Here is a 2,030-nt window from a genome sequence, read left to right as displayed (position 1 = left end):
GATTCTGTTTCAAAAACGCAGAAAGGGATAAAAAGTCGGCACTACATTTTGAGTTTCATCTCAAGCCTTTCAGGTAGTCTGAGGTTTAGCTTTTGTAACAGGATCGCAAGGTGTTGCTCAGGTCTGGAGACACACCGGAGCTTGATCTCCTTGCCTGTGCGCGTCATAAGGACAACATCGACGAGGGTGAGATTCTTGATCTCTTCGAGGATCGTTCTTGGTTCGTTGCCGAGGCCAGCGTGTTTGGCCATCTGTGCCAGATAGGCCTGAGGCTTAAATCTTGTTTGTGGATCCGGAAGGCGGCTTCGGCTTGCGTGAGTTGGATGTACGCTTTCCAAAGATCCTCCGCTGTCCAGTCCTTGATATTAGTGCGAATGAGGTAACACCCCTCACTGAGGCGGGCCCAGTCACTATACGTGTTGTGGATCGTCCATGTGAGATCAAGCTTGCCGTTCAGTTCTTTGACATCGATATTGAACAGCGGAGATGCCCGGTTGTAACGTTCAAGTAAGCGTCCGATGCGGCGCTCGACAAGTCTCACATTCTTGACACGTCCGGATGCACAACTCTTCTTCACTCGCTCGAGACCTTTCTTCAGACGCTCGACGAAACGGTTGTGAATCGCTTGCTCTTTCTCCTTCCGGGCTCGACTCCGGCAGAGAATGAAGAGTTCTCCGCTACCATCTGGGGAAGGACACAGCTTGACCTCAAGACCTTCATGGACTTGCTTCCAGTCTTGTGTGAGAAGATGTTGCTCGAACTTCTTCAACTGGTTCTTGGGTGTTCCAATAATGTAGCGACGGCCTTCCTCTTGAAGCAGTTCAAGATTGTCGGCACTGACCATACCACGGTCCATGATCCAGATACGATCTGACTTGCCATAGAGAGATTCCATCTTTTCGATAATGATTTCAACGGTTTTTGAGTCATGCCGATTACCCTCGAATACCTCGTACCCAAGAGGAATTCCCTCTTTCGTGACAACAAGACCGATACACACTTGCTTACAATCGGGACGACTGTCGCGGGAATATCCGTGTTGTGCCTGTGGGTTCCTTGAGACCATTCCTTCAAAGTAACTGGAGGTGACATCATACAGGAGAATGTCGTAGCTTATATGAAAGAGTTCTCCCATGCGTTGTTTCAAGTGCTTCTGGAGATCATCTTTGTGGACCAAAAGCTTGTCCAGTGCGCGGTAGAGGCGATTATCATAAATATCTTCTTCCGGAATGCCCAAAAGGTCTGGCATGGCAGTCTTGCCGTAGAACTGTTCGGCAATATGAAGTTCACTCGAAGGTTCACAAAAACGCGAAATGATCAGGACGTTCGCAAGCGTTGCCCAAGGAATCTTCGGGTGGATATCGGGCATAACACTCTGGAAGAGATCACTAAGCCCGAGTCTCTTGATCAGCTCCAGAGCAAGCCACACATCACCAAATCGACGGCTTCGTTCCGTACGAACTTTACGGACATTGACTTCAACCCATTCTGGTGTTGTCTCATCAAAGAGCGATCCCTGGATTCCTGATTGGTTTCCTTGAACCGCGCGATGGATGCCGACTCGACCAGCTTTATCCATGTCACCAAGGTATGACACAACACGCTGTCGAGGCCCACGCTCTGTCCGTACTGATTCGACGAGAGCCCAAGAGTAATAGGCTTTACCATTTTTATGTCGACACTTGCGGCGTAGAAACATGATGCACAATATACGACATCAACAGGCGCCTCCGCAAGAGGGTAAGTCAGGCACTACATCGCCTCGTGGATCGAAAACGCGCAATACAATTCCGATACGCAACAACACCATCAAAAATATTTTTCAACTGTCGAACTTGGGCTAGCTTCATGGTTCATAAAGATGCGGTGAAGGATATGTTGAAGTTGGGAAAATAGGAATTCTTGAAATAAATGAATAATATTTGTATAATGTTCTTAGATAAATTTTACTCGGAGATTAAATAACATGATTTTTCACGTTACACTTGAAAAAGCGGAAGACGGTTGGATAGTAGCAGAGTGTCCAGCCC

Annotated in this window: 1 protein-coding gene; it reads right to left on the bottom strand. The window is 47.7% G+C overall.

The genetic code is table 11. From position 1 onward, the window contains the following. Positions 1 to 163: 163 nt before the first annotated feature. The gene (locus tag QME66_13555) at positions 164 to 1,699 is read right to left on the bottom strand and encodes an IS1634 family transposase (GenBank protein ID MDI6809972.1); all 1,536 of its coding nucleotides are present in this window, start codon (positions 1,697 to 1,699) and stop codon (positions 164 to 166) included. Between the last annotated feature and the right edge of the window lie 331 nt (positions 1,700 to 2,030).

The sequence above is a fragment of the Candidatus Eisenbacteria bacterium genome (genome assembly GCA_030017955.1).
Classification (GTDB): Bacteria; Eisenbacteria; RBG-16-71-46; order JASEGR01; family JASEGR01; genus JASEGR01.
Note: the sequence above shows the minus strand (reverse complement) of the source record. Positions and strands in the feature narration are given on the sequence as shown.